Below are 26,342 nucleotides of genomic sequence, written 5' to 3' on the forward strand. Positions count from 1 at the left end.
TTGGAGTAGGTAAATATACCTAGAGCACCTCAACACCTTATCGTCAAGGCCATGATACCATATAATCCTGTACAGGCCATAAAAAACACGGAGGTGTTCTCTTGAACATGAACTGCATAATACATCGGGGCAACGACCCCTTTTTCAACTTAGCTATGGAAGAAGTCCTCTTCGATCGGTCCTCCCGAACCGGTGAGGGCTACATACTCTTATGGAGAAACGCCCCCACGGTGGTGGTGGGCCGGTTCCAAAACGCCGCAGGGGAGATAAACGAGCCCTTCCTGCGTGAAAAGGGCGTCTCGGTGGTCAGACGGACCACCGGAGGCGGGGCGGTCTACCACGACCTGGGCAACCTCAACTACACCTTTATCCTCCCGGTGGGCGACCGTGATTCCAAGGGACTGGACTTCGCCCTCTACACCAGGCCTCTCCTGGACTACCTGGAGGAACTGGGGGTAAAGGCGGAGCTAACCGGTAGAAACGACCTAACCATAGAGGGCAAGAAATTCTCCGGCAACGCGCAACACATCAGCAAAGACACCATGCTCCACCACGGAACCATACTGTTCGACACCTGTCTTGAGGACGTGGCGGCCTCCCTGTCGGTGGACCCTGAGAAGTTCAAGTCCAAGGGAGTGGCGTCGGTCAGGAGCCGGGTCACCAACGTGTCCCCCCATCTTCCGAGTCCTATGACAATGGACAGCTTTATAGAGGGCCTGATGGCCCACTTCGCCGCTCCCTTCGGCCAGACACCAAGGGCCTTAAACGACGATGAGGAAAGGGCCATCTCCGCCATGAGGGAGTCCAAATACGCCACCTGGGACTGGGTGTGGGGAAGTTCCCCGCCCTTCTCCCTGACCTCGGAGCGTCGCTTTGAGAAGGGCAAGGTCCAGGTCTACCTTGACGTAAACGATGGCATCATCTCCGACGCCGCCATAAGGGGAGACTTCTTCAGCGTCCAAGATCCCTCGGGCCTTGAGGAGGCCCTGAGATCGGTCAAGTTCGACCGAGAATCGGTTGCCTCCGCCCTTCAGGGCCTGGACGTGGAGCGTCACCTTATGGGGATCTCCAGGGAGGACCTTATAGATCTGGTGATGAGCTGATGGCCCCCAGCTTCAGGACCATCGACGTAGACGACGTCACACTGGCCTACGCCGTGGCGGGGCAGGGCGAGCCGCTCCTTTTGATAATGGGCTTCGGTGGGACCATGGACTACTGGGGCTTCCCCTTTCTCTCCCACCTTGCGAAAAGCTTTAAGGTCATAGCCTTCGACAACCGGGGTGTCGGAGAGAGCTCCTTGGGGACCGAATCCCCCTCTATCTCCCGGTTCGCCCTGGACGCAGCGGCCCTCCTGGATCGCCTTGGCTATCCCTCCGCCCACGTCCTAGGTTGGTCCATGGGGGGCTACATCGCCCAGGAGCTGGCCCTTGAGAGGCCCGACCTCCTGAGACGGCTGGTCCTGTACGGAACCTGCTCGGACCACCGGGCTGCCCTGGCCGCCAGAAAAGAGGCCTTCGCCGAGCTGATGGACACCTCCCTGTCGGATCAGGGCAGGACCGAGGTCGCCCTTAAAATGCTGTTCCCCACGACCTGGCTCCAAGAACATCCCGGCTTTGCCCAGGCCTTCGTCTCCCGGCCTATGACGGTCTACTCCCGGTGCGCCGATGGAATTGCGGCCCAGGTGGAGGCCATAGCCTCCTGGGAGGGGTGTACCTCAAGGTTGGGCAGGATAAACGCCAGGACCTTGGTCATAGCTGGAGAGATGGACCACGTCATACCGCCGGAGCTGTCAAGGAAGACCGCCGAGCTGATACCTAACGGAGGATACGACTCCTTTGCCGACGGAGGGCACGGCCTGATCTACCAGTATCCCAAAGAGCTGGCCCAGATGGCGGCGGGTTTTTTAGGGGCCTGATCTTGGACATGGACCAAGAGCGAAGGGAAATGATCGAAAAGGCCAGGAGACACAGAAACAGACGGACCTTCAGGGCCGCCACCCCTGTGATGAAGGGTCCCGATCCCGATAAGGTTCACCCCAGAAGGCGGTACTCCCAGCTGGTGTTCCTGAAAAACGTGGTCAAAAGCCCCAACATAATCGTCGGAGACTACACCTACTACGACGACATCCGAGGGGACAGGCCCCTGGAGTTCGAGAAAAACGTAATCCACTCGGCTCAGGAAAAGCTGATAATCGGCAAGTTCTGCTCCATCGGTGCGGAGACGGTGTTCGTCATGAGCGGTGGAAACCACCCCATAGACAACGTGAGCACCTACCCCTTTGGCCTCATGGGAAGCGGCTGGGAGCCAGCGCCCTTCAGACCGGTTCTAAAGGGAGACATAACGATAGGAAACGACGTCTGGATCGGCTTTCGGGCTACCGTCCTAGGGGGCGTAACGATAGGGGACGGAGCGGTCATAGGGGCCGGGGCGGTGGTAACAAAAGACGTCCCCCCCTACACGGTGGTGGGAGGAAACCCGGCGTCGGAGATAAAAAAACGGTTCGACGACCTGACGATAGAGATGCTCCTGAAGGTGAGGTGGTGGGACTGGCCGCCGGAGAAGATCACCAGAAACGTAAAAGTCCTATCGTCGCCATCGGTTGGGGGCCTGAAGCGGTGCCGATAGGGCATAGTGGATCCTATTTTGTCGCCGAAGCACGACGTAGTTATGGGATGTGTTGCCAGACACGCGCAAACGTGTAATGTCAGTCTCTAAGGGAGGTGCTGTAGGATGGGTATCACTGCGATGAAACTCAAGGACAGAGCCCTGGCTCTCGGGGCGAATCTGGTGGGCATAGCCGATGTGTCATCTCTTGAGGTCCCCTTTGATAGAGCCATCTCAGTCGCCGTAGCTTTGAACCGAGATATAGTCTCCTCCGTTGGGCAGGGTCCTCATATCGAATATCAGGCCGAATATCTGTCGGTTAACGCCAAGATAGATCAGGTACTTGGGGAAATCACGTGCTGGATTCAGGGCGAGGGCTACGCCGCCGTCGTGGAGCCAGCGTCCTCGCCTAACTTTGACAGGGAAAAGCTGGCCGCTGCCTTCCCCCACAAGACCGCCGCTACTATGTCGGGGCTCGGCTGGATCGGAAAAAACGCCCTCTTGGTGACGAAAGAGTACGGCTCTGCCGTTCGGCTTGGGACGGTTTTTACCGATGCCCCTCTTCAGGCCGACGTCCCTCAGGCCAGCTCTCTCTGCGGTAGCTGCACCCTTTGTCGCAAGGCCTGCCCCGTCGCCGCCCCAGGGGAGACTCTATGGTCCCCCGGTATGGCCAGGGAGGACCTGGTGGACATCCGATCCTGTTGGGGCCAGTTACGTCTGTTCATGGAGGAAAGAGAGCTGAAGCACGCCATCTGCGGAATCTGCATACAGGCCTGTCCGTGGACAAAAAAATACCTCCATTCCCGTTGATGGACGGCCTGGGTAAAGTTGGCCCCACCTGCTTTATCTCGGCAACCGTGGCTATAGGGCGAAGCCCGCTATCAGGAAGGCCAGGACGATAAGCGGGGCGGGAACCTTTTTCGTCAGCAATAGGGACAATGTGATCACCATGGCAAAAAGGTTGCCTAGCTCCAATCCATTCCGCTGGATGAGGATGATCGCCGCTACTGTGACAAGACCACCAGCGACGGCGACAATGCCTTTTAACGATATCTTTATCGCCTTTATCTTTTTCAGGCTTTCCCACGTAGGGTACACGAAGTAGATCAACAGTAGCCCCGGTAAAAATATGGCTATTCCTCCAGCCATCGCCCCTAGAACTTGAGTGACAGTGCCGCCACCTCTAGCCGCCATTCCTCCGGCGTAAGCGCTGAAGCTGAACATCGGCCCAGGCAGACCCTGGACGAGTCCGAACCCGGTTAAAAATTCCTGGTTGGTCATGTAGTGGTTCACCTCAACCAGCTCGCTGTACATAAGAGGTACCACGACCTGACCGCCACCGATTACCAGATACCCATAGCGATAAAAGCTCTCGAAGAGTCGGGCGATGGGGTTGTCCCATATAAAGGCCAGCAAGAGGCTTCCGACGGCGAAAAATCCGAAAGCGACCAGATACCGCCACGGTGGGCTTATCTTCACGTGGTTCCAAAGATCCCTCTCCTTCGACGCTATCACCGTCGCCGCTCCCCCTGCGATCAGGACCAGGGGGTAAATCCAGGGCTCTCGGATAAAGTACGTTGCCGTCGCTCCCAACAGGGAAAGGGACAGCGTAAATCGATCCGTCACCACTTTGAGCCCTATTTTGTATGCAGCTAATAGGACGAACCCTACCGCCATTGGCCCTATATACCTCAGGCCGTCTTTGGATATGTTCATGCTTCCCATGAACTGGCTTAAAAAAGATAGCAAGGTCATAAGTGTAAGGACCGGCAACGCCCAGACCAACATTGTCAGTAGGGCCAGCCATGGGCCTCCAACTTTATGCCCGATGGCTACGATGGTCTGGGTGCTGCTCGGTCCAGGTAAAATGCCCGTCAGCGCTATTAGCTCCACCAGCTCTTCCTCGGTGAGGTATCTTTTCTTGGTAACCATCTGATCTGTAAAAACGCCGTAATGGGCTTCAGGACCTCCATAGGCTCCTAATGAACATATTAATACATCCTTTAAGAAAACGCTCCACTCAGTTTTTTTCATCCACGCTCTCCTCTCTTTGGCTGCGATAAGGGGCCGAAAACGGACCGGTTGGAGGGGATCCTCCCAGAGGATAGACGATTGGAGACCAAAAGAAAAGCTATGTCCGACCTATTGGGAGGCCCTTACCTGGTGGCCTATCACTGCTCTGGCTATCTCTCCATAGGCGAGGCGTACGAGAGGCTGCTGGCTTAGGTACGCGAGAGAGGACTCCAGATAGGGGAACTTTTCTTCGAGGACGTGGTGCTGGACGAAATGTCGGTGAGGGGCTACGATGGCTTTATGGTGAAGATATCGGTGAAGCTCAAAAATCCCCCCAGATGGGAGTGACTTAGGTTGTACTTTAAGAAAATGATCGGGAAAAAATGTTATCTGTCCACCATAGACCTGGACGACGCCCCTGCCTTCACCGGCTGGATGAGTGACTACGACGTGACAAAATACCTGGCCGAGGCTCCGTCGTGCTATCCTCTCCAGGCTGAGAGGGAGGCCCTGGACCGGCTGTCTCGGGAGCACAACTACTGTATCGTCGACCTTGAGACCGACTCCCTCCTGGGGATATGCGGTTTTATGAACCTGAACCACCTCAACCAGACCGCCGAGGTGGGCATATTCATAGGCAACAAGGACTATTGGGGCAGAGGGTACGGAGGGGAGGCCCTGTCTTTGTTGGTCAAGTACGGCTTCGACGTTTTAAACCTCAATAACATAATGCTTGAGGTGGTGTCCTTCAACGGTAGGGCGATAAGGTGCTACGAGAGAATAGGCTTTAAGACCTTCGGCGTCAGAAGGGAAGCGGTCCTAAGGGAGGGCAGAAGACACGACAAGGTCTATATGGAGATGACTCGGTCGGACTTCAACGATAACTAGAGGGGATATCTAAAACTCTGGTCCTCGGAGAGACCGTTCCGACGAAGCCCATTTGAGCCCGTATACTCGACCTGCCGTAGTGTAGTACGAATGGGGCGACAGGACGTCGCCCCAAGCCGAGGGGGCACAGGACGTGCCCTCCGAGGCGGTTCGTACGAAACAGGCAGGTCGAGTATACGCCCGGGCGAAACAGGGCGCAGGCGGAACGGGCTCTCCGAGGGGACTCGAAGTTGAGTTTTTTACAGATTACCTAGAGAGGTGGTTGTGATATGAGCTTTAGAAAGTTTGGTTTTGTGATTGCGGTGTTTTGCGCCATGTTGGCCATCGGGGGAGTGTCCTTCGCTGAGGATAAGGTCCTTTCGGTGACCGGAGGGGAGCCGGTGGTCTACTCCTGCGACAACGGCGACCGTCTGGTGGCTCGCTACTACTCACTGTCCGACGAAAGCCTTAACTTCGTAAAGGTCACCTTCCCCGACGGCAAGGAGTACACCCTGCCTCAGGTAATGTCCGCCTCAGGAGCTAGGTACACCGACGACTTCGAGCTTAGCTGGTGGATCAAGGGAGACGAGGCCTACGTTGAGAAGCGAGACGACCAGGGAGACTGGAAGCCCCTCTACAGCGACTGCCGAGTCAGCGAATAGCACAGAAAGCTCCCTCGCCGTTGTGGTGAGGGAGCTTCTTTACGGGAATGCAGGAAGTGCGGTTCCCGGTTCTGCCTCTATTTTCTCGGCGGTCTGTGGATGGCCCGGCCGTCGCAGTCCATGGCGGCCTCCGCCAGGGCCTCCCCTACGGTGGGGTGGCCGTGGATGGTGGTGATTATCTCCTCCGTTGTGGCCTCCAGCCTGAGGGCCAGAGCTCCCTCAACTATGAGGTCCGTCGCCCTGGGTCCTATTATGTGGACCCCTAGTATCTCGTCGTATTTACCGTCCACGACGAACTTGACCAGCCCGTCGTATCCCTTCATGATGAGGCTTTTTCCGTTGGAGGACAGCGGGAATCGGCCTATCTTCACCGAATGTCCCCGCCTCTTTGCCTCCTCCTCCGTCAGCCCCACCGATCCTATCTCCGGTATCGTATAGACTCCGCTTGGGACGGTCTTGTAGTCCATCGACCTTGAATGTCCCATGATATTCTCCGCCGCGACCTCTCCCTCGGCGGATGCCACGTGGGCCAGCTGTATAGGGCTACAGCAGTCGCCTATGGCGTATATGCCAGGTACCGACGTCGCCATGTGCCTATCCACCGCGATCTTTCCCCTGTCGTGATCGACTCCCGCCTTCTCCAGGGCCAACGATCCGGTGTTTGCCCTTCGGCCTACCGACATCAGGACCCACTGGGAGTCAAGATATACGGTTCCCTCGCCGGTTTCGACCGACGTGGTCACCCCATGGTCTCCCTTTTTAAAGGCTGTGACCTTGGCGGAGGTGTAGAATTTGACCCCCATCGCTTCCATCCTGCCTCTTGCTATGGCGGATATCTCCCTGTCTATAGGGGGAAGGACCGAGTCCAGCATCTCCACCACCGACACCTCTGTCCCCATATTGGCGTAGAGGCAGGCGAACTCCATCCCTATGACCCCACCGCCAACCACCGTCAGGGACTGAGGTATGGACGGGAAGGACAGGGCCTCTTTGCTGGTGACCACCTCCGGCAGGTCCACCCCTGGGATGGGAGGTATGACCGTCTCGGAGCCCGTTGCGATAACCGCGGCGTCGAACTCGACGGTACGTCCTCCGACCTGAAGGGACCTAGGGGAGGAGAAGGAAGCCTCTCCCTCCAGGACCTCCACGCCGTTGGCGACCATGAGCCCCTGAACCCCTCCGACCAGCTGATCCACGACGCCGTTCTTTCTTGCCATAAGGTTGGGCCAGTTTATGGAGGGATCCTTCACGTCCAGGCCGAGGTCGGAGCAGTTTTTCGTCTCGTGGTACAGCTCCGCGGTGTGGACCAGCACCTTAGTGGGGATACAGCCCCAGTTCAGGCAGGTTCCTCCCAGCCTTTCTCGCTCTATCAGTGTGACCGATGCCCCCAGCTGGGCCAGTCGGACTGCGCAGACGTAGCCCCCTGGGCCTCCTCCTATTACCGCTACTTTAGTCATGTGCCTGGCCTCCTAGAGCAGCAAAAGCACAGGAGACTCCAAAAGCTCCTTGAGCCTGGCGAGGAATTTTGCGCCGTCAGCGCCGTCCACCGATCTATGGTCGGCGGTCAGACAGAGGGTGGTCATGGTTTTCACAACCACCTGACCGTCCACCACCACCGCCCTGTCCTCCATGGCGTTCACCGCCAGGATGCACGACTCAGGCGGGTTTACTATTGGGGTGAAGCTCCTCATGCCGAACATGCCCAAGTTGGATATGGTGAAGGTGCCACCCTCCATGTCCTGAGGGAGAAGGCTGTTTTCCCTGGAACGCTGGACCAGCTCGTCGGTCGAGGAGGCTATCTCCAGCAGCGATTTATCCTGGACATCTTTGACGTTGGGCACTAAAAGCCCGCCCTCCACCGCCACAGCCAGGCCGATGTTCACCGAGGAGTGGAGGATATACCTCTGTCCCTCCATATCGACTGAGCTGTTGCACATAGGCTGTTCCACGAGGACCTTGGCGCAGGCCATCATGATTATGTCGTTGTAGGTGATCTTGACCCCCGCCTTAGCCGCCGACGGCTTGGCCTTTTCCCTAAGGTCTATCATGGCGGAGCAGTCCAGGTCCATCTCGTAGGTAACAGTCGGTATGGTCTGGGTGCTCTCCAACATCCTCTGGGCTATGATCTTCCTCATGGCTGTCATGGGGACCACCGAGTCCTCCTGTGCCCTTCCGGCGGAGGCCCTCAGGACGTCGGACTTCATTATCCGTCCGTCTCGGTCTATGGAGCCGAGGTCCACCCCAAGGTCTTTAGCCATCTTGGCGGCGACAGGGGAGGACTTTGGCCCGGCGGCGAGGACGTCTCTGTTCTTTATCCGTCCGTCAGGCCCCGATCCGACCACCGTACTCAGGTCTATTCCCTTTTCTTTGGCGGTCTTTCTGGCTTTAGGGGTCGCCTTGACCTTGCCGGAGGATACCGCCGTCGCAGGTCTTTCGGCCTCGATCTGCACCTCTTTCGATTCCTCTACTGGAACAGGGGCGTCGCCCGAGACCGGCTGAGAGTCCTCCACCGCCTCTCCCTGCTCGCCGATAACCGCGACCGGAGCTCCCACCGGGACCGAGCCGTTTTCCTCGACGTATACCTTTAAGAGGACTCCCTCTCTCTCCGCGGTAACCTCGTAGGTTATCTTGTCGGTGGAGACGACGAACAGCGCCTCCCCTGAGGTTACGGCGTCACCTTCTTTTTTAAGCCACTTTGAGACGGTACCCTCGGTCATTGTCAGACCGAGCTTGGGCATCGTAAGTGTCGTGGACAAAACTCACACCTCCTATTTAAGTCCCAGCGTGTAGGGTAACCAGGTCGACAGCTGGGGGAAGAGGACTATCACCGCCAGGGCCACTATTGCCGCAAAGATCAGCGGCAGGGCGGGACGGCTTATGTCCTCTATGGTCAGTCCGCTTATGTTCGCTCCGACGTAGAGGTTCACCGCCACAGGAGGGGTGACCTGACCTATGGCGAGGTTTATGGTCATCATGACCCCGAACCAGATGGGATCCCATCCGAAATGGGCCATTATCGGGAGCAGTATTGGCAAAAAGACGTAGTATATGGAAATGGCGTCCAGCACCATCCCGGCCAGAAGCAATATGACGTTTATCATGAGCAGTATGACCCACTGGGACTGGGATATGCTTAGGAGCACCCCTGCGCCCTTCTCTATGAGCCCCACCGTCGCTCCGACCCAGGAGAACAGACCGGCACAGGTGACCACTATCATGACCACCGACGTGGCGACCACCGTGGACGACAGTATCTCGTAAATTATCGAGAAGGAATTTATCTGCCTGTAGACGAAAACGCCCACGAAAAGGCCGTAGAAAACCGCCACAGCTGCGGCCTCGGTGGGGGTGAATATTCCACCGTAGATTCCCCCAAGTATTATGACCGGCGCCAGGATCCCCCAGAAAGCCCGTTTGAAGGCGGTGAATATCTCCCCTGGCTTCGCTGGCTCTCCACCTCCGTAGCCCTTTTTACGGGACACCAGATATACCGCTCCCATCATGAACAGCGCCACGACTGCTCCGGGAATGAAGCCCGCTGCGAAGAGCGCCGGTATGGAGACGTTGGCGACGCCTCCGTAGACTATAAAGGCGATGCTTGGCGGTATGACTATGGCAAGCCCCGACGCAACCGAAACCGTCGCCGCAGCGAAAGGCTTATCGTATCCGGCGTTTGCCATCCCAGGTATGAGGATGAGCCCCAGTGCCGCCACTGTTGCAGGACCTGAGCCACTGACCGCCCCCCAGAAGGTGGCGACCCCGACGGTGGCTATCGCAAGGCCACCGGTCATGTTGCCGACCATCTTCTTCATCAGGACGATGATCCGCTCCGCTATGCCCGCCTTCTCCATGATGACCCCGGCCATTATGAAAAAAGGTATGGCCAGCAGAGGGAACTTGGCTATTCCGGCGAAAAAGTTGTAGGAGACCATAGGAAGTCCCATGTCCCAGAAGTGGACCACCGCCACCGCGGCTCCTCCCAGGGCTATGGCTATAGGCACATTTACCAGAAGAGGCACGACGAAGAGTATCATCGTCCAGAGTGCAGGATCGGAAAAATTCATCGTGATACCTCCTCAGTAGGATTTGTCCCTAAGGACCTGAACGGTGTTTTGCACTATCCTGACGATTATCAGCAGTGAAAAGACCGGGACAGCTATGGTGTAATACCAGACCGGTATGGCCAGCGACTCGGTTATGACCGACAGGTCCATCTCGTCTATGACCTCTAAAGTCCCAAGCCAGGCCAGAACCACGAAAAACCCTATGGACAGGGCGCTGGACAGGATGAAAAGGACCTTTTTGCACTTAACGGGAAGCCTCTCGTAGACGAACTCCATGCCCAAATGGGACCCCTTTTTGAACGCCACCGATGTGCCCAGGAGGACCACCCATACGAACAGGTTGACCGTTATCTCCTCGGACCAGGACAGAGACATCTTTATGAAATATCTAGTTATCACGTTTACGAAGGATATGGTCACCATCACAGCTACTAACAGAGACCCCAATATCTCCTCGAAGTGATCCAGAAACTTGGAAAACATAAACCGCCACCCCTTTCGTATCAAGGGAGAGAGGGAGGGGAGAGTATCCCCCTCTCTCCCTATAGGTTTTGTTACTGTACCGAAGCCATATCCTCCTCGGCGGCAGCTACTAGCTTGGGACCGATCTTTTTGGTCCATTCCTCTCTCACCGACGCAGTGGCGTCCTTAAACGCCTGAACGCTCTCGGGAGTGAGGTCGGTGACGGTCATGCCGTTTTCCTCGCAGAACAGAATTGGGTCTTTGACCTCAGGGGCCTTGCCGATGCTCTCGAGGTAGGCCAGAGAGCTTCCGTCGTCGAGGCCTATGCGGGAGATTGCCTTTTCATACTTCATGGCGTCTATGGCACACTGGGCTATGATGGCCTGGTCCTTCTCGTCGAAGCTACTCCACACCTTGGGGTTGACCGCAAGGAGGAGGGGATCTATGACGTAGTGCCAGTTGGTGAGGTACTTGTGGTAGTCCCAGATTTTAACCGGGATGCATATACCGACCAGAGGGTTCTCCTGGCCGTCGACGAGTCCCTGCTGGAATCCCGTCGTCGCCTCGGACCAGTTCATGTTGATCGGGTTGGCTCCAAGGGCCTTGAAGGTGTCGATATATATAGGGCTTCCGACGACCCTGAGCTTGAGGTCCTTCATGTCGGCCACGGTGGCGACGGCCCTGACGCTGTTGGTGAGCTCTCTGAAACCGTTCTCGCCCCAGGCCAGGAACTTGACGCCCTTACTCTCCACCGCGTCGATCATCATCTTGCCCGACTTGCCCTCCTCTATGGCGTCCATGGCGGCGTACCTTTTATCCACGTCCGAGGCCACGAAGAAAGGCAGAGCAGGAAGGTTCAGCTCGTTTACCTGGGGAGACCAGTTGATCGTCGACGCCAGCGAAAAGTCGATGGCTCCGTTCCTGAGCAGAAGGAACTCGGAGGTCTGTTTGCCGGCGAAAAGCTGTCCCGAGTAGTAAACCTTGACGTTGACCCTTCCCTCGGTCCTCTCGTTGACCAGCTCGGCGAAGTAGCCAGCGCCCATCCCCCAAGGGGTGACGGCGCCTGGGACTACGCTCATTTTGTACTCGCTCTTGTAGGAAGCAAATCCCGGAAGGGCGATGCAGAGTATCATGACAGTCAGCAGAACCGCAGAAACCTTTTTCTTCATTTCATTCCCTCCTTGCGATATAAGAAGCCCTGAGTTGCACCCTAAGCGCGTTTTAACCGTGATCGATCACCTCCACCCTCTCCCGATCGATTGTGGGGCTCCGGTTTAAAGAGGGGAAATCCGGTCTCCTCGTCGAGACCTCGGATCCACCTCATTCCGATAAATTTGGTTATAACTATCTCCACCGTGGCCAAGACCCTGTTGCGTCCGTCGTCGACGAAATGGCCGAAATAGGCCTTTGCTTCGTCCAACGCCACCGTCCCGTGGAGGTGGATTGACAGCTCTCCCGACTCGCCTTCCGTACCGATGGTCCCGCAGGCCGAGACCAGCTCAAGAGGCCCTTTTACGTTAAGGGGCTCCCGGTAGGACGCCCCGGAGGGGGACGACTCGTCGGGGGATATGCAGACTACCGTGGCGGAGGTCAGGCTTCCTAAGGCGGTGTCTATCGCTCCGCACTCCACCTCGTGGTGACGACAGATCTCTCTGATTCCCTCGAAAAGGTCGGTCCCAGGGGTTAGCCTGGCGACGATCTTCACCGTCACCTCTGGGACCACCGACTGAAAGGCCGCCATGGCCTAGAGCATCTTCCTGATCGCCTCCAGGATTGCCTGGGGCTTCAGACGGTACTCCTGCTCCAGAGGCCTGGCGAAGGCCACGGGGGTGAAGGGCGCTCCGAACCGGAGGATAGGGGCGTCCAGAAGGTCTATGGCCTCCTCTGCGACTATGGCGGAGATCTCCCCTCCGACCCCTCCCTGCTTTACCGCCTCGTGGACTATGACCAGCCTGCTGGTCTTCGCCACCGATTCGAGAATAGTGTCTTTGTCTATCGGAGAGATGGTCCTGAGGTCCACCAGCTCTATGGAGATACCCTCTTTAGAAGCCATATTCACCACCGGCTTAGCCACCGTCTGGAGACAGTTGGAATAGGACACCATAGTGACGTCGGATCCCTCACTGACCACCTTTGCCTTCCCTATTGGGGTGAGGTAATCGTCGGTGGGCACGTCCCCTTTTGTGTTGAACAGGGCCTTGTGCTCGAAGTAGATCACCGGATTATCGTCCCTTATGGCCGACTTCAGAAGCCCTTTGGCGTCCGCCGGATTTGACGGGGCCACCACCTTCAGCCCTGGGATATGTTGAAAAATCGCCTCCAGGCTCTGGGAATGCTGGGCCGCCGCCTGGTTTATAAGGCCATCAGGGGCTCTGAGCACCATAGGAACGGTTTTTTGGCCTCCGAACATATAGTGAACTTTTGCCATCTGGTTGTATATCTCGTCGCCGCAGACCATCATAAAGTCGGCGAAGTGCATATCCGCTATTGGCCTCATACCGGCGAGGGCCGCTCCCACCGCCGCCCCTATGATGGCGGTCTCGGTGATAGGTGTATCCCTGATCCTCTCGGTCCCGAAGGAGTCGGGAAGCCCTCTGAACTGACCGAAGATTCCGCCCTGTCTGGCGATGTCCTCGCCCATGACGAAAACCCTGTCGTCCCTGGCCATCTCCTCCTGCATCGCCTCAAGGGTCGCCTGAGAGAAGGTTATATTTTTAGTCTCAGCCATAATTCTTCCTCCTGACTACACGTAAAGGTCTTCGTAGAGCTCCGACGGATCGGGCTCGGGACTCTCGAGGGCGAACCGCACCGCGTCCTCTATGGCCGCCTCCACCTGGCGGTGGATCTCCTCCAGCTCCTGATCCGTCATTACCCCCGCCTCGGTGACCTTGGCCTCGAAGCGGGTGATAGGATCGTTGGTCTCCTGCATATTCTGGACCTCTTCTTTGGTCCTGTATTTCTCAGGGTCTCCCACGAAGTGCCCCTTGATCCGATAGGTCTTGCACTCCAGGAGGACAGGACCGCCGCCGGACCGGATCGACTGGATTATCTCTTTAGCCGCCTCGTACACGGCGAAAACGTCGTTTCCGTCCACTATATAGCCCGGCACGCCGTATCCCTGGGCCCGGTCCGCCACGTTCTCCACCGAGTTGACCGTGTGGGTTGGGGTGGTGGAGGCCCACTGGTTGTTCTCGCAGACGAAAAGCACCGGCAGGTTCCAAACCGCCGCCATGTTCAGGGCCTCGTGGAAGGTTCCCCTGTTGGAGGCCCCATCGCCGAAGAACACCGTCGAGACTCGGTCGTCGCCCCTCAGCTTGGACGCCAGACCTGCGCCGACCGCCAGGGTATAGCCCCCTCCGACTATGCCGTTGGCCCCCAGCATTCCCACGCTGAAGTCCGCTATATGCATAGAGCCTCCCTTGCCCTTGCAGCATCCCGTCCTTTTGCCGAAGATCTCCGCCATCATGCGGTTCAAGTCGGCACCTTTCGCCACTGTGTGGCCGTGACCTCGGTGGGTGCTCTCGATATAGTCCTCCTTGGTCATGTTGGCCATGACCCCGGTGGCTATTCCCTCCTCACCTATGTAGAGATGGACGAATCCCGGTATGTCTCCCGCCAGAAAATGATGCTCCACCTTCTGCTCGAACAGACGGATGGACACCATCTTTCTGTAGAGCTCCACCAAAAGGTCCCGATCATAGGCAGTGACCGGGACAAGCGGTTCTTTACGAATAGCTTTTGCACACATACGCTGAACCCTCCTCCTGTTGTGTTTACCCCACTCGCTTTTATGGATATCTCTAAAAATTCAACGTTGCGTTTCCTCGGAGAGACCGTCCCGCCTGCGCCCTGTCTCGCCCAAGCGTATACTCGATCTGCCTGTTTCGTACGAACCGCCTCGGAGGGCACGTCCTGTGCCCCCTCGGCTTGGGGCGACGTCCTGTCGCCCCATTCGCACTACACGACGGCATATCAAAAATACGGGCTCGAAGGGGCTTCGTCGGAACGATCTCTCCGAGGACCAGCGTTTTTAGAGGCTCACTTGAGAAGATTGGTCTTTCCGAACTTGAGGTGGTCGTGGGTGGTGCGGACCGCCCTCTCCACGTCCTCGTCCTTTAGTGCCTGGACGATTTCCTTGTGATAATCCAAGGACGTCTCGATGTCCTTCTGGGTGGTCAAAACCGACACCCCTACGGTGTGAAATCTCTGCCTGACCTGTAGGATGGCCTCCAGAATGGCCCTGTTGCCGTAGAGCTGGAGAAAAAAGTCGTGAAAACGGCTGTCCGCCTTGAGATACTGATCAAGATCTCCGGCGGCGCAGGCCCTCCCCTGCTCGGCGATAAGCCTATCCAGAGTCCTGAAATGGTCCTCGGTCAGCTTGTCCGCCAGGTTTCGGACGACGAACTCCTCTATTGCCATCCTCATGTCGTAGATCTCCCTGGCCTCCACCACCGAAACGGTGTTTATGACCGCCCCTCTGTTCGGTATCACCGTGATGAAGCCCTCGGACTGGAGCTTCAAAAGGGCCTCCCTCACGGGAGTGCGGCTCATATCGAGCATCTGGGCCAGACTGTTCTCCGACAGACAGTGATCCTCGGTGATCTCCTTGGACAGGATCATCCTCTTGATGGCCTGATATGCCTGATCCTTCTTCCTGCTCCTCAAAGCAACCCCTCCGATGCCCTTCAGTGTAGGGCCTCTCTAAAAACTCAAGTTGTAGTTCCCTCGGAGAGATCGTTCCGTCTGCGCCCTGTCTCACCCGAACGTATTTTCGATCTGCCTGTTTCGTACGAACCGCCTCGGAGGGCACGTCCTGTGCCCCCTCGGCTTGGGGCGACGTCCTGTCGCCCCATTCGACTACACGACGGCATATCGAAAATACGGGCTCGAAGGGGCTTCGTCGGAACGATCTCTCCGAGGATCAGCGTTTTTAAAGGTTCCCTGTATGTATTCCACTTACATACAAGTTGTACGTCACCTGGGCCTACCTAACTATACGGACTTTAAACTTGAAAATCAAAAGTTTTTAGCCGTTTATGCAGTATACTTGAACGTTAAAATACAACCTGTTTGTTTTTTTATGTACAAGTCACTGAGCTGGAATAATCAGGCAAGGTCAAAAAATACAACCCTGGAGCGTTTCATCTGTGTAAAGCGGTTTTTTGAGGGGAATGTGAACTGAAGGATGGGTGTGGTTTGCTAAAGAGGCCCACTTTTGCGGTAATTTGCCGCCCTCTGTGGACTTGATGGCAGGTATGTGTCTATACTGGGGCAGCCCATATTCATAGGGGGAAATCCTTGAGCATGGAAGGGTGATCTAAATGGAGCGCAAAGCGGTTGTCACGGAAATTAGGGAGGGCATAGGCAGGATTACCCTCAACAGGCCTGAGTCGATGAACACCTTCTCAAGCGAGTTGGCAAGGGACCTCTCCGATGCCCTGGAGGCCATGGAGTCGAACCCAGAGGTCGTCGTTGTCGTCCTAGGCGGAGCGGGAAAGCACTTCTCCACAGGCATCGACCTGAAGGAGTTCCTGTCGAAAGAAAAGCACGAGATTCGGGAGTTTTTGCGGCTGATGGACCGACACAACAACGTCCTGTTTGCCATGTCCAAGCCGGTTATCGCCTCCGTTCAGGGCTACACCCTGGCGAACGGAGCTGGGCTGGCCCTGGCCTGCGACTTCATAGTCGCGGCGGAAAACGCCGTCTTCGGCACAACCGCCATAAACGTGGGGCTCATATGCCTGGAGCCGGGCTACCAGCTTTCCCGCTGGATAGGCCCAAAACGGGCCCTCCAATACGTCCTGACCGGAGACTTCATACCGGCTGAGGAGGCCCTGAGGCTTGGCATAGCCAGTCAGGTGGTTCCCCTGGAGAAACTGGAGGAGGCGACCATGGATTTCGCGGCAAAGCTGGCAAAAAAGAGCCCCCTCGCCCTGAAAACCGGCAAAAGGGGATTACAACAGATGGAGGGCCTTACTCTGGAGCGAGCCATAGAGGCAGCAGGGGAGAGGTTCGCCGCCCTAGCGGCGACGGAGGACGCAAAGGAAGGTCTGGAGGCTTTTTTAGGAAAGAGGGAGCCTGTCTGGCGGGGGAGGTAGGAGAGGAAAAGGTCAAGAGCCGTCCCCATCGGACGGCTCTTGCTATTTTAGGCTCCTTTTACGCCGAGGCATTTACCTGTTCTTTTCTCTGTTTGGTTGCCATTCGCTCCCGGAAAGAAGGCATCCATATCTCCACGAGTATAACCACGAACTTATTTCCGTCTTCCTCGTACTCGCTCAGATTTAGATGCTGAATAGGGGTTGGCGGTGGTATAGGGTCTCCATCGTCCTCCATGCCCCACAGATGTAGGGACATGGCCTCTTGGGCGTTCCCTAGGGCCTGGTCTTCCGTATCGGCAGTCGTGGTGCAACCGGGAAGGTCGGGCCAAAGAACGTAGTATCGCCCTGTAGGAACGTCGTATCCCAGTATCGCAGGGTAGCGGTATCTGTCCGATCTGCTCATGTTTTTCATCTCCTTTCCGCAGGTCCTACATAAGCCCTGCCTGCCTCCATATCGACCTTGCCGTAGGGGCTGGGACGTCTTTGTCTGGGTGCTTGACTGTAACCTTTCCTTTTTTTCTTTTTTGGCTCATTATAATATGTGTTGAAAGTATTTGTAAGGAGCCCTGCCCCTGCTTTATGGGCTTAAAGGGGATTCTCGATACGTACTGTGCGGGGTTTCTTCACGGTATGAAAGGAGCGACTTCCCCAAACCCTATGCCCCTTATACAGCTCCGTGGGGAAGGGATCTCCTCCTTTGAGAGCGTCGTTTAGGGGCATGATAAAGCCCTCTTTGGTTATCACCGCCACGATGTCGCTGCCGCTGTTTTCGAGTAGCTTTTCCGTCCGTCTCAACGTGTTTTTATCCGACTGGGACGGTACTCTGGAGGCCCTGTTCCTGTTGTCGTATCTATTTCCTCTCTCCGCCTCTCTTCTGGCCTTCTTGCTCCACAGGTCCGCAAGCTCGTTGTCCTTGTTGCCTCTATGGGCCTTCACCTTGCTGATCATGATTTTGCCCCTGTGGCGGTCGATCATGTCCTGAATGACATCCCTGCCTCTGACCCCTTCCTGGTCGTGAAGAACTCCGTGGAGGGTGATAAGGCTGTCGGTGGATATTTCAACCTTTTCATCGGGATGGCTGGTCAGTATGGTGGAGGCCAGCTCCACCGCCATAGCCATCGCCATGGTCTCTGCCTCGTTTGCCGACGAGCAGCGGCAGGAGGCTACGTGAGCCTCCTGCCCAGTCTTTTGAATCGGGAAAACCTTTATGTCCTTGGAGGGAGGGAAGCCCGATGGGGCTATCACCGCCATACCTCCCATGCCGTCCTTAAAGGATCCGTCGCAGCTTATGTGGATCATGGCGACTCACTCCAATCTGTCTCTAACTAGCTTTTCTGTCTCTGCCGTATCCAGGCCTAGCTTTGATGCCTGCTCGGAGCACATGAAACAGGCCTGGGATATACTAAGTCCCTCTTCCAGTATGAGCTGTATTATCTTGAATATGAGCTTAATTATTGCTAATGACATGTCATTTTCCTCCTTTTTAAATATGAAAATAGAGGCCCCAGCAGAGGTCTCTTGCCTTATATTTATTCTCTTAGATACATTTAGCGATAAAGATGAAGCCATAGCAAGGGGCTGAGATGCATAATGCACACCTCAGCCCTAGTCGTTCCTCAGCCCCAGATTCTGGTTTTGCAGAGCTCCGAGGGGTTGTTCTCCCCCTGCTGAAAGGCCTTGTTCTTGGGGAGTATCCTTCCGTCTCTGGTGATAACCGCCCAGACCGTGTCGTCGTGGCTCTCAAGCATGCTCTCGGTCTGTCTGAGGATATCGGCCTCCTTCATCTGTCCTGAGCCGAAGTCGAAGCCAGAAAGCTCGTCGTCTACCCTGTAGCCCTGGGACCTGCCGCCGTTGTCCTTTTTACCGCCGTAACCTCTGTTGTCATAGGGGAATCTCATGTCTTTATCTCCTTTCTGCTCTAATCTTGAGCCAGTCCGATGTTGATTTCCTGCTCGGTGTCTTCCTGAAGATAGTCGTCCAGGTTGAGGGGAAGGTCGTCGTTACCGCAGGCGGGACAGTCGTCCACTGCCTCAAGGTCGTAGTGGGCGAACCGGAGCTGAGGCCTGCCTAGCCCCTCCTCGTCGGACCGACTGACGTAGACTACCGTGAGTGGGGGAAGGCTCTTTTGATCTTGATCCTCGTCGTCGTCGCGGCACAGGATGTCTATGGCCCTTACCGTTCCTACCTCCGCCACGACGCCGATCTGAGCGGAGAGCCCTGGCTGGATGGTCACGTCCCTTACGCTGTCCGCGTCGCTGTAGGCGAAGGCCTCGTTTCTCTGAGCTCCCTGGTCGAGGGTTGTCCTCCTATGACACATAAAGCAGGCGCCCTCTTTGGGCCTGATCACCTGGACGATGCCCGAATGAGCCCTTTCGTGAAGTCCCACCTGAAGGGAGGGCTTGCCGAGCTGAATGGTCATGTCGTTAACGAAGGCTCTGGAGGAATCGGTGTCGGTGGTGCATATGAGGAGATCGCAGTCTTTGGCTATGTCCATGGTCGTCTCCATCGACCTTTGATCCTCCACTACGTCCAGAGGGCAGGCCAAGACGTTCAGAGAAGGGCAGATCTCCATCACTCTGTCCTTTAAGGCATCGACTTTGAGCCTTCCCAGATCCTTGAGTCCGCACTGATGTCTGGACAGGTTGTGAGGCTCCAGGATATCCGGGTCCATGAGATAGATGGTTCCCACTCCCGCTCGAGCCAGCTCCATCGCCATCGCCGATCCCAAGCTCCCACAGCCCACCATCATCACGGCCTTATCCCTAAGCTCGATGGTCTCCAAAAGCCCGAGGTTCCTGCTGTAGACGTCCTCCTCCGGGTCGACGTAGGTGGGGCTAAGCTCTGCGACCTCTCCCTCCTCTATGCCGTAGAAGCGGATATCCCCCGAGTCGAACAGAACGGCGGTAACCTGGTTGGGATGGGCGGGAACCGGTATAGACTCCACTCCACGGATGAACTTGATGAGTCCGTTCTGATCTCCCGGCAGAGGAAGAAAGACAAAACTCTCGTCTTTGTTCCACCGGCCTCTGTAAACGGCGGTCATGGCGTTGCTGTGGACAAACTCGCGAACCCAGTTTTCGTCTACGTATAGCTTGGTCATTCCCGATGCCTCCTCGGTATTTTTCTCGTCCTCCCTGGCGGTCCAGAGATGGGAGATTTTCAGGTTGCCCTCCTCAAGGGTCGCCACGTACAGATCTATCTGAACCTTGCTTCCCGCTCTGGTGACTATGGGCAGAACCAGTAGCTGATGGTCCTCCTCCTCCAGTATCTCCCTGGCGGTTCTCCTGTCGATCTCGCTCAGGGTGTTGAGCGATCCTGGGTGTCTGTGCCACTCTCCCAGATATATCCAGCCTTTCTCCCTGCCGTAGTAGTCGACTCTCTCTCTGGCGTAAGCCATGTCCGGGCTGTAACAGGCCCTCTCTCGCCTTATGGGCTTGATGCAGCTTCTGTGAACCGTGACGGTCGTACCTTCCTCGTCGACGTCTATGTGCCCTATGAGGATCCCTCCTGTCTCCAGATCGTCCTCCCTCGAGGCCTCCCTGAGGATCTTTTTCCAAGCCTTAGGATCGAACTGAACCGATATGCTCATATCCTTTACCTCCTTCGATTTTAGCGTCTACCTTGTAATATATTTATTTTTATAGAGATATAGAGAGGGAGCCAGGCTTATTTCCCTGACCCCCTTATCTCAATACCTAAAGACGATCTTCCTGGACGTTGGTTATGTTGACCTGATAGGTTGGGCCCGGAAGGGGATTATTGCTGATAGGCTGTCCCAACGTGACGTGGTAAAACCGACCGGTTAGCGCCTCTTTCGCCGATCTCCTGGTGATCCAGAGTGCCTCGCTGATGTTGGCTAGGCCGAAATGCCTGTTCGGAAGCTCAAGGATCAGATAGCCCTCCTCTCTGTAGTCCACCGCTAGCCCCCATAGGGAGGAGCCCCTGTTTATCTTTTCCACCTTTACGCCGTTTTTACCGTGAAGCTGTGCCATCTCCACCACCACGTTCCCGGCCTTGGGTCCCTGGGGATAGAATTGGAGAACCCTGACCGATAGCCTTTTGCCTGTGGCGTCTCTGTTCTCGTCGTAGTAGTACCCGCTTCTGCTCCTGGGCATAAAGCCCTTTACGTCCTGGCCGAAGTGAACCTCGTATCCCGCAAAGTCGCCTCCTTGGCTTCTTTTCCGATAGAAGGCTTCGGCGGGGATATACAGAGACTCGTCGGCGGCGGAGGAGAGAACGTTCTTCCAGGCCGGACCTCTGAACTTACAGCCTTTGTCGTTGGTGTCCACGACGTAGATCTCCCCTTCACTGTTGATCACCTCGTAGACCCCCTCTCCGGTTGACCGTGGAGAGGGATCCTTCCGCCTAAAGCTATTCATAAAATCGTTGAAGGCCATGCTATTCCTCCTACTCTCTTCCCGGCCATCTACCTGTTCTGCTGTAAACCTCCCAGGCGTTGAGCCAGGCCGCCGTCCAGGCCACTATGGTCGGAGCGGTGGTCTCCATTCCGACTCCCTGGCTTTTGCCTCCGTCGTGGGTGTTTGAGTACAGACAGAGATGGCCGTCCATGTACATGTGCTTGGAGTTCTTCTCCTTCATAAACTCCATAACAAAAGCCTTTATCTCCCCATAGGGATAGTTCTCGGGATAGACCACGGCGACGTTAAAAACGTTTCCGAAGTTGGTCCTGAGCTTTCCCGCCCAGAACAGACTGCCCTTCTTGGCGAAGTCCAGCTGACTATCGCCCTCCATGAGCTTAAACTGAGGGTGTTTCTTGGCCATAACGCCGCTTTCTTTGGAGAGGCGGTTTTTGAGATTGGGGGTCTGATACCAGTAAGTCATGAGAGTTACCTCCTTAAGGGTTTAGGTTTGTCTTGCAAGAGAAGGGCTCTGGATTGATCTCCAGAGCCCTTCTCTTGTTTATTATTTACTTTTCAGGATACTTGCAGTTGCCCTCCATACAGGGAGGAGCCAGCGGACTATAAAGGTTCCCGCCGCCAGGCCGCTGGTAGCTATGGCTAACCAGAATAGCCAGTAGGTAAAGTCGTTTACCCTGGTAACCGTAGTATCGATGATCCCGCTTTTGCCCTGAGACCTGCGATACTGCTCGTTCTCCCACAGTGCGTAAACTCCCGTTCCTCCGACTATGGCCTTCCAGTGTTTTTCCACAAACTGGACCCCTGCCTCTCCTGTCTTGCCCAGAAACCGGGCTATCTCATCGAGCTTAGCTCCTGATATACCCGCCTTTTGGGCCCTTTTAAGAACTACCCGACCGCTCCTTCCAAGTTGCTCTACCGCGACCTTGGCGACAGGTTTCGATGCCTTTATTCCAATTCCGATAGCGTCATCGCCGTACTTTTTGGCCCCCTTTACAATATCATCCCCAAACTTGCTAAACGCCTTGGTCAATACAGTGGACCCTGGAAATGCCTGACAGGGAGCGGAGTTCAGGGCAGTAAGGGCTACAATAGCTACGAACAGCACCGTCTTTATAGTCTTGCACATTATCGTTGCACCCCCTTAAGTGTTCTGTCGATAGACCTCGTGAGGTCAAGGCGAAGCTCCTCTATAAAGCTGTCCATGGCGTTTCCAACCGATACTTTCAGACCGTCCTCGGTGCTCATGCGAACTATCTTCTGTATGATCATGTCTATCACTATTCCTACTATGATTCCCGACATTACTTTAGTTAATGTAGAGGACACGCCCTTAGACACCGCTCCTGCGATCAGTCGAGAGCCTGGCCCGGCGATTACTCCTTTCGACAGTCCCGAGGCGAAGGATCCACCCATAACCCCTGCCACGATTACCTCCGGCAGATTCCAGGCCAATAACTGCCCTCCTGCTGAGACCATCGATGGGGTCTGGGATATCGTCTGAAACCTAAATTTCCTTATGAGATGGTCCTGCTCAGCCTGACTGAGCTGCCCGGCTAAATCCTTTCTTACCGCCCTCAGCCAGCGATCCTCGTAGAGCCCTGCGGTGGCCTCAAGGTTCTCCCCTAGCTCGTTAAGCTGGATATCCAGGTCGAAAAGAAGATGCTCTTTGACCATCTTCTCCATCTTCGCCTCCGTCCTGGGGTTGCCGGATGAGAACAGGTCCGCCATAGAGCTCCCCATGAGGGAGATGCCGGTGAAAAATCCGTAATAATCGTCGGCAAAGTTCTCTATTCTGCCGGATGAAGCTATGGTTCTACTGAGGTTCGAGGTAAAGTCGTCCACGTCCTTCAGTAGAGCCTTCCGAAGGAGAGCGGTGTTCTCGTTCCAGCGATACTGGATAACCTCCTCCGGTGACGACAAATAGGAGACCATTACCTTGCCCCTCAGGTCGGCATTTGCCAAAATCGCCGCAACTATAAGTGCTGTCGCAAATACCATAATCGACAACCGGGAAGAACTCCGCTTTTGCTCTCTGTAACCTTTGTTCTGAGCCTTTTTCATCCTTATCCCTCCTATGTTATTGGTTGAAAAACTAGGACCTCCGGCAGAATGTCTACCGGAGGTCCTTGCCTTGTATTTGTCTTTATAGAGACTTTAGCTTTCCAATAGATACTTTTGGCTCGGTGTAGATATCGCCTAGAGGGAAAATACATCCTGATATATAATCTAACGGTGTCTTTTATCCCTTATATTTCACAGGAGGTCCTATGAAATCCTTCATTTTTAAATATCGATGCACCAAAGAGACCCATCTGCCCAGGTCAAACGGATATATGGTTTACTCAGCCCTGTGTCGCTGGGTCCAAGGAACTGACCTTGAGTTCGACTTCCACACCGCAGATGGCCCTCCGCCTTATGCCATCAGCGACATGATCTCTGGGGATGGTTCCTCCCTGTCAATCGACTGGTCCTCTCCTAAAGTAATCCTTAAGCCAGGAGATTGGGCTTTTTTTCGACTGTCGCTGTTGACGCCGGAGATGGAAAGGAGCTTTGTGGACACCGTCGCCCCTAGAGACATAACCATCGCCAATCAGCCTGAGATGGTCTTGGACTCGATTCTCGGCCCAGGCAGCAGCCCTCTGGCTATGAGCATATCCTCGGAAGCCCTGTTTGCCGGTGCGCCGGAGGCCAAAGATATAACACTAGCTTTCCGATCCCCTGCGGGGTTTAACAGTCAGGGAAGGCAGATCCCCTTTCCTATGCCGGAGCTGGTCTTTTCCAGCCTTCTGTGGAGATGGAGGCGATTTTTCAACGACGATCGCTGGTCCGGCCTTGAAGATAGGCTATCCCAGATAAACATCTCCCGTTACGACCTTAAAAGCGTCGTGGCTAACGGTAAGGGAGGAGCTATGCACAAAGGGTGTGTAGGGAGATGTCGCTACGACCTAAAGCCCCTTTCCCTGGTAGATCGGAAGGCGATCCACTGTCTAGGTGCTTTTGGGGCCTTTGCAGGGGTAGGCTACAAGACCGGCCAGGGACTCGGCCAGGTTGAGGTGTTGTAAAGGAGATGGGTTCTGGAGGTCGACTGCTCCAGAACCCATAGGCAATCATTTGCTTAGAATTAAATTCCCTGAAGATGTTTTTGGCGGAGGGCCGCAATAATAAAGGTTGCAGGCATGGTTACCCGATAAGCTGGTCCTGCGATGTCGATAAGTATCCATATGCTGGATAAAACGTAACCTATTGGGCCTGCCAATAGCTTGCTGCAAACCTTTACTAGAGAGGCGTTAAGGGCAAGAGATAAACCTCTTCCTGTTATAGTCTTAATTACTGAGTTGACTATTATTAGTGTTACTTGGTAAGCCTTAAAGCCCCCAGCTCTAAAAATAGCTTGAAAAGCCAAAGTCATAGCAGCTGGAGTGAACGAATGTATTCCTTTTAGACCTGCCTGTTTAGCAAATTCTTTCCTTTCTTGCTCAGTCATATTATCGATGGTATCTTCCAGAATCTTCATCAAAAGGCAGTTCTCGATAACTTCTATCTTGGACTGGCTGTTGTAGTTCACTTTCAACTTGTCGCATACATCGGTTAAAATCTCCCTGTAGGGAACTCCTTTGCCGAATCGTAATAGGTTTGCGAGAGAATTGCCTCCGAAAAGCTGGAGTTCTTCAGAGATTCTATCCCAGTATTTATGGTGGTCCGGGTAATGGGCTTTGTATTCTTCTGACACGGTCAAAGTCTCTGTCATTCGAGTATCACCATCTTCGTCATGTGTAAGACACCTTACTAAATCATCGAGGTCCTTTGAAGGCATCTCCTTCAAAAACTCTAAATCTCTGTCTTTTCTGTAACTCATAGCCTCTCCTCCTTATGTTTTTGATGTGTAGCTTGCAAGTAATTTATCTTTATAGAGACATAGTCCCTCAAAAAAGGGGGAGATGGCGAAGTTCGCCACCTCCCTTGAGCTCCTAAGCCTCTTTAACCGAAGGCCTGGAGACCACCTCGCCTCTGTAGGACCAGCCAGGGGACTGAACCAGAACGTCCTTGGCCTCTCCGTCGCCGAACTGGGATCCCTCGTAGATATAGCCGTCAATGTCGTTCAGGGAGAGAGTAAGTTTGGTCCCTACCGGGACGATCTCCTTAAGCCCCGATTTCTTGAGGAACCGAACGACCATCCTGACCGTCGTGGCGGTGGACTCGAGCTCCTGAGGTATCGCTCCCTCGGACCTCAGCTTGGCGATTCTGCCCTCAGAGGCGTAGAGCTGGTCCAGCAAACCTCCCCATGTAGGGGCGTTGAGCTCCCTGAAAAAGTCCACCGAGGCGTCCTGGGCGGCCTCCTCTCTCACCGACTTAAGCTCCTCCTCCAAAGACTCGAGCTGCTGCTGGGTTATCTCTAGAGAGGACGTCAGGTCCGAGACCCTGACCTCCAGCTCGGCGATTCGAGGATCCTCGTTGGCCTTGGCAACCCTTTGGGGGCGAAAGCCTCTCTCCTCTCCCATGATATCCAACACTGTTCGCAGGAATGATTCGGCGTTTTTCCAGTCCAGCAGAGGGATTATCCCTTTGACGTCCTCCAGAAAGGGGTTAGCCGTCTTTTGTGCCATCCTCCGAAGGACCATGGCGGAGGTATAAAAGGGTTTGTTCCTGTCGAAAACTACCTTTCTGACCCCCTCGTAAAGGGAGGATTCGACCTCGTCGTCACAGATAAGCCGTTCCACAGAAAGGGCGTAGTCGTCTATCCTCTTAACCAGATCATGCCTGAGTTCGGGGGCGTTGAGCTTCCAGCGACGAAGAGATTTTCTCGTATCGTCTAGGCATAAACCGGAAATCAGCCCTAAGGTCTCGTAGTTGCTTGAAGGTCGAGTAAAGACAGCGTCCATAAGGGAGACCTCCGTAGACCACTGGGACGACCCTCTAAGCCGCCTTCTCTTAGCCCTTACCAGCCCATCAATCCTTCTTTTTACTGCATCTCTGTCCATGACTACGCTCATAACGATCCTCTCCTTCATCAAAATCTATCCCAACATGGAGCGAAGCCCCAGAAGGCTCTTTTCCTGCTCCTGCGAAAGCACCTCTCCTTTGACCATGGCGGTGGCTATGTCGCAGTAGGACCTTATGGTGGTGCTGTTTCCAAAGCGGTTCCTGGTGGCCCTCTGGCGGATATCGGCTATGGCTTTAAGGGCCTTAGAGCAG

The 26,342-nt window shown here is 55.2% G+C and carries 30 protein-coding genes; 8 read left to right on the plus strand and 22 right to left on the minus strand.

The annotated features are described in order from the left end of the window. Positions 1-107: 107 nt before the first annotated feature. The 4 genes from B9Y55_RS08675 to B9Y55_RS08690 all read left to right on the plus strand — a co-directional run bounded on the left by B9Y55_RS08675 (position 108) and on the right by B9Y55_RS08690 (position 3,414). The gene (locus B9Y55_RS08675) at positions 108-1,103 is read left to right on the plus strand and encodes a lipoate--protein ligase (RefSeq protein ID WP_143340885.1); all 996 of its coding nucleotides are present in this window, start codon (positions 108-110) and stop codon (positions 1,101-1,103) included. Next, the gene (locus tag B9Y55_RS08680) at positions 1,103-1,915 is read left to right on the plus strand and encodes an alpha/beta fold hydrolase (RefSeq protein ID WP_085544965.1); all 813 of its coding nucleotides are present in this window, start codon (positions 1,103-1,105) and stop codon (positions 1,913-1,915) included. Before B9Y55_RS08675 ends, B9Y55_RS08680 begins: the two co-directional genes overlap by 1 nt. A gap of 89 nt (positions 1,916-2,004) precedes the next feature. After that, positions 2,005-2,625: a CatB-related O-acetyltransferase gene (locus B9Y55_RS13670; RefSeq protein WP_200806655.1), complete on the plus strand. Its 621-nt coding sequence runs from the start codon at positions 2,005-2,007 to the stop codon at positions 2,623-2,625. A 105-nt stretch (positions 2,626-2,730) separates the two neighbouring features. Then, positions 2,731-3,414 (plus strand): epoxyqueuosine reductase, encoded by a 684-nt coding sequence (locus B9Y55_RS08690; RefSeq protein ID WP_085544966.1) that lies wholly within the window; start codon positions 2,731-2,733, stop codon positions 3,412-3,414. A gap of 51 nt (positions 3,415-3,465) precedes the next feature. Here the strand turns inward: B9Y55_RS08690 and chrA are convergent, their stop codons facing one another. Next, a complete protein-coding gene (gene chrA, locus B9Y55_RS08695) occupies positions 3,466-4,638 on the minus strand; it encodes a chromate efflux transporter (protein ID WP_085544967.1) in 1,173 nt (390 codons plus the stop codon). Between the two features lie 333 nt (positions 4,639-4,971). Here chrA and B9Y55_RS08700 point away from each other — a divergent pair, with 333 nt between their 5' ends. Together B9Y55_RS08700 and B9Y55_RS08705 are read left to right on the plus strand one after the other, a co-directional pair. Further along, positions 4,972-5,505, plus strand: a complete 534-nt coding sequence (locus tag B9Y55_RS08700) for a GNAT family N-acetyltransferase (RefSeq protein ID WP_085544968.1) — start codon at positions 4,972-4,974, stop codon at positions 5,503-5,505. Between the two features lie 269 nt (positions 5,506-5,774). After that, a complete protein-coding gene (locus B9Y55_RS08705; protein ID WP_085544969.1) occupies positions 5,775-6,146 on the plus strand; it encodes an MliC family protein in 372 nt (123 codons plus the stop codon). Positions 6,147-6,223: 77 nt separating this feature from the next. Here B9Y55_RS08705 and lpdA read toward each other — a convergent pair whose 3' ends face one another. From lpdA to B9Y55_RS08750, 9 genes are all read right to left on the minus strand, one after another. Next, positions 6,224-7,603, minus strand: coding sequence for a dihydrolipoyl dehydrogenase (lpdA, locus tag B9Y55_RS08710; RefSeq protein ID WP_085544970.1), 1,380 nt, complete (start codon positions 7,601-7,603; stop codon positions 6,224-6,226). 12 nt (positions 7,604-7,615) lie between these two features. Beyond that, positions 7,616-8,902, minus strand: a complete 1,287-nt coding sequence (locus tag B9Y55_RS08715; RefSeq protein WP_085544971.1) for a dihydrolipoamide acetyltransferase family protein — start codon at positions 8,900-8,902, stop codon at positions 7,616-7,618. Positions 8,903-8,914: 12 nt separating this feature from the next. After that, the gene (locus tag B9Y55_RS08720; RefSeq protein WP_085544972.1) at positions 8,915-10,210 is read right to left on the minus strand and encodes a TRAP transporter large permease; all 1,296 of its coding nucleotides are present in this window, start codon (positions 10,208-10,210) and stop codon (positions 8,915-8,917) included. Between the two features lie 12 nt (positions 10,211-10,222). Next, a complete protein-coding gene (locus tag B9Y55_RS08725) occupies positions 10,223-10,693 on the minus strand; it encodes a TRAP transporter small permease (protein ID WP_085544973.1) in 471 nt (156 codons plus the stop codon). A gap of 71 nt (positions 10,694-10,764) precedes the next feature. After that, positions 10,765-11,841 (minus strand): TRAP transporter substrate-binding protein DctP, encoded by a 1,077-nt coding sequence (dctP, locus tag B9Y55_RS08730; protein ID WP_085544974.1) that lies wholly within the window; start codon positions 11,839-11,841, stop codon positions 10,765-10,767. 41 nt (positions 11,842-11,882) lie between these two features. Further along, positions 11,883-12,413, minus strand: coding sequence for a PPC domain-containing DNA-binding protein (locus B9Y55_RS08735; protein ID WP_085544975.1), 531 nt, complete (start codon positions 12,411-12,413; stop codon positions 11,883-11,885). Positions 12,414-12,416: 3 nt separating this feature from the next. Further along, entirely contained in the window at positions 12,417-13,400 is a 984-nt protein-coding gene (locus B9Y55_RS08740; RefSeq protein ID WP_085544976.1) for an alpha-ketoacid dehydrogenase subunit beta, read from the minus strand. A 15-nt stretch (positions 13,401-13,415) separates the two neighbouring features. Next, complete coding sequence (locus tag B9Y55_RS08745; RefSeq protein WP_085544977.1) at positions 13,416-14,420, minus strand: thiamine pyrophosphate-dependent dehydrogenase E1 component subunit alpha; 1,005 nt, start codon at positions 14,418-14,420, stop codon at positions 13,416-13,418. 290 nt (positions 14,421-14,710) lie between these two features. Further along, a complete protein-coding gene (locus tag B9Y55_RS08750) occupies positions 14,711-15,337 on the minus strand; it encodes a GntR family transcriptional regulator (RefSeq protein WP_085544978.1) in 627 nt (208 codons plus the stop codon). 656 nt (positions 15,338-15,993) lie between these two features. Between B9Y55_RS08750 and B9Y55_RS08755 the strand changes: the two genes are divergently transcribed. Next, positions 15,994-16,770, plus strand: a complete 777-nt coding sequence (locus tag B9Y55_RS08755) for an enoyl-CoA hydratase/isomerase family protein (protein ID WP_085544979.1) — start codon at positions 15,994-15,996, stop codon at positions 16,768-16,770. A gap of 58 nt (positions 16,771-16,828) precedes the next feature. Here the strand turns inward: B9Y55_RS08755 and B9Y55_RS08760 are convergent, their stop codons facing one another. The 10 genes from B9Y55_RS08760 to B9Y55_RS08800 all read right to left on the minus strand — a co-directional run bounded on the left by B9Y55_RS08760 (position 16,829) and on the right by B9Y55_RS08800 (position 23,210). Beyond that, positions 16,829-17,173: a type II toxin-antitoxin system HicB family antitoxin gene (locus B9Y55_RS08760; protein ID WP_143340886.1), complete on the minus strand. Its 345-nt coding sequence runs from the start codon at positions 17,171-17,173 to the stop codon at positions 16,829-16,831. A 25-nt stretch (positions 17,174-17,198) separates the two neighbouring features. Then, entirely contained in the window at positions 17,199-17,303 is a 105-nt protein-coding gene (locus tag B9Y55_RS08765) for a type II toxin-antitoxin system HicA family toxin (RefSeq protein ID WP_085544981.1), read from the minus strand. A 52-nt stretch (positions 17,304-17,355) separates the two neighbouring features. Then, entirely contained in the window at positions 17,356-18,069 is a 714-nt protein-coding gene (locus tag B9Y55_RS08770) for a ribonuclease HI (RefSeq protein ID WP_085544982.1), read from the minus strand. 6 nt (positions 18,070-18,075) lie between these two features. Then, positions 18,076-18,237: a hypothetical protein gene (locus tag B9Y55_RS13260; RefSeq protein WP_159448296.1), complete on the minus strand. Its 162-nt coding sequence runs from the start codon at positions 18,235-18,237 to the stop codon at positions 18,076-18,078. A gap of 149 nt (positions 18,238-18,386) precedes the next feature. Continuing rightward, positions 18,387-18,668 (minus strand): hypothetical protein, encoded by a 282-nt coding sequence (locus B9Y55_RS08775; protein ID WP_085544983.1) that lies wholly within the window; start codon positions 18,666-18,668, stop codon positions 18,387-18,389. 20 nt (positions 18,669-18,688) lie between these two features. After that, entirely contained in the window at positions 18,689-20,359 is a 1,671-nt protein-coding gene (locus B9Y55_RS08780; protein WP_085544984.1) for a ThiF family adenylyltransferase, read from the minus strand. A gap of 106 nt (positions 20,360-20,465) precedes the next feature. Further along, a complete protein-coding gene (locus B9Y55_RS08785) occupies positions 20,466-21,167 on the minus strand; it encodes a S1 domain-containing protein (protein WP_085544985.1) in 702 nt (233 codons plus the stop codon). 10 nt (positions 21,168-21,177) lie between these two features. After that, positions 21,178-21,612, minus strand: a complete 435-nt coding sequence (locus B9Y55_RS08790) for a type II CBASS E2 protein (protein ID WP_085544986.1) — start codon at positions 21,610-21,612, stop codon at positions 21,178-21,180. An 81-nt stretch (positions 21,613-21,693) separates the two neighbouring features. Beyond that, the gene (locus tag B9Y55_RS08795; protein ID WP_085544987.1) at positions 21,694-22,275 is read right to left on the minus strand and encodes a hypothetical protein; all 582 of its coding nucleotides are present in this window, start codon (positions 22,273-22,275) and stop codon (positions 21,694-21,696) included. Next, positions 22,275-23,210: a hypothetical protein gene (locus B9Y55_RS08800; protein ID WP_085544988.1), complete on the minus strand. Its 936-nt coding sequence runs from the start codon at positions 23,208-23,210 to the stop codon at positions 22,275-22,277. Before B9Y55_RS08800 ends, B9Y55_RS08795 begins: the two co-directional genes overlap by 1 nt. Before the next feature lie 206 nt (positions 23,211-23,416). On the opposite strand from B9Y55_RS08800, the gene cas6 reads away from it, so the two are divergent. Beyond that, positions 23,417-24,211, plus strand: coding sequence for a CRISPR system precrRNA processing endoribonuclease RAMP protein Cas6 (cas6, locus tag B9Y55_RS08805; RefSeq protein WP_085544989.1), 795 nt, complete (start codon positions 23,417-23,419; stop codon positions 24,209-24,211). Between the two features lie 59 nt (positions 24,212-24,270). Here the strand turns inward: cas6 and B9Y55_RS08810 are convergent, their stop codons facing one another. Both B9Y55_RS08810 and B9Y55_RS08815 read right to left on the minus strand, forming a co-directional pair. After that, positions 24,271-25,005: a YaaW family protein gene (locus tag B9Y55_RS08810; RefSeq protein ID WP_085544990.1), complete on the minus strand. Its 735-nt coding sequence runs from the start codon at positions 25,003-25,005 to the stop codon at positions 24,271-24,273. A 112-nt stretch (positions 25,006-25,117) separates the two neighbouring features. Continuing rightward, positions 25,118-26,140, minus strand: a complete 1,023-nt coding sequence (locus tag B9Y55_RS08815) for a coiled-coil domain-containing protein (protein WP_085544991.1) — start codon at positions 26,138-26,140, stop codon at positions 25,118-25,120. Positions 26,141-26,342: the final 202 nt, after the last annotated feature.

Source organism: Dethiosulfovibrio salsuginis (genome assembly GCF_900177735.1).
Lineage (GTDB): Bacteria > Synergistota > Synergistia > Synergistales > Dethiosulfovibrionaceae > Dethiosulfovibrio > Dethiosulfovibrio salsuginis.